Raw genomic sequence first — 1,104 nt, 5'->3', positions numbered from 1 at the left:
CTTATCCGGCCTTGTATCCTGAACAGATAGCTGATTAGCTGTCAGCTATCTGAAACGGGAGAAGCTTGTATCCGGCCTGAAGACTCTGAGCTTCCGATGTAGCTTAAGCCTCCCGTTTCACCTTTCACGCCACTCAAAATCCGAACGGTAACCAGAAGCATTGACTTCGTATGTACAAGGCTGGAATGGCGTGTTGGCTCAGGTGAAAGGAGGTGTTCTGTGTGTACTCTCGGTATTGATGTCAGTAAAAATAAAATCGATCTTTGTCTGCTTACTGCCGGCCCCGGCGGTAAAAAAAAGCACAAGGTTCTGACTAACGAACCCGCCGTTGCCCGTAAAGTTGTCGACTGGCTGAACGCACAAAAATGCGTTCCTGAAAGCGTGACTGTCGTACTGGAAGCGACGGGTATTTACCATGAAAATCTGGCGTATGGCCTGCATGAGGCCGGTGTCAGCGTCTGCATGGCCAACCCCTGTCGTGTCCGCGAATTTGCCCACGGGATGGATATCCTCAACAAGAATGATGCTGTCGATGCCTTCGTGCTGGCCTGTTATGGCGAGCTGAAGTCCCCGGCTGTCTGGGTTCCTCCTTCGCCTGAAGTACGTAAGCTGAGGGCATTGCTGCGCCAGCGGGATGCGCTGAGAGAGGATGTACAGCGTACGGTGAACCGGCTGGAAAAAGCGAATTCCACATCCACACCACAGGAGGTCATCCGTTCACTTGAGCGAACAAAGAGCTGGCTGAACGAGGAACTGGCCCGGATAGAGAAGCTGATAACCGATCATACGGATAACGATCCGGGGCTGAAGGCTGATCTCGATTTACTGAAATCAATCAAGGGAGTGAAAGATCAGGTCGGGCGGGAGATGCTGGCGTTGCTAAAAGACGGGACGTTCAAAAGCGCCTCACAGGTGGCGGCCTATCTGGGACTGACACCGGTAGAGAAAACGTCGGGGAGCTCAGTGCGTGGCAGACCACATATGTCAAAAACAGGACCGTCAGGAGTGCGGGCTAAGCTGTACGTTGCAGCGCTGACCGCGAGCCGCTGGAACAAACAGGCGAAGGCTATCTATGAAAGGCTGGTCGCAAAGGGCAAGGCGAAG

Annotated in this window: 1 protein-coding gene; it reads left to right on the top strand. The window is 53.4% G+C overall.

What is annotated here, in order from left to right:
• Positions 1-219 precede the first annotated feature (219 nt).
• Positions 220-1,104 (top strand): IS110 family transposase (locus tag J4613_RS22420; protein ID WP_208293672.1); only part of this gene is annotated, 885 nt, incomplete at its 3' end.

This window comes from Salmonella sp. 32020114201800008SM (assembly GCF_017572025.1).
Taxonomy (GTDB): Bacteria; Pseudomonadota; Gammaproteobacteria; order Enterobacterales; family Enterobacteriaceae; genus Salmonella; species Salmonella enterica.
Note: the sequence above shows the minus strand (reverse complement) of the source record. Positions and strands in the feature narration are given on the sequence as shown.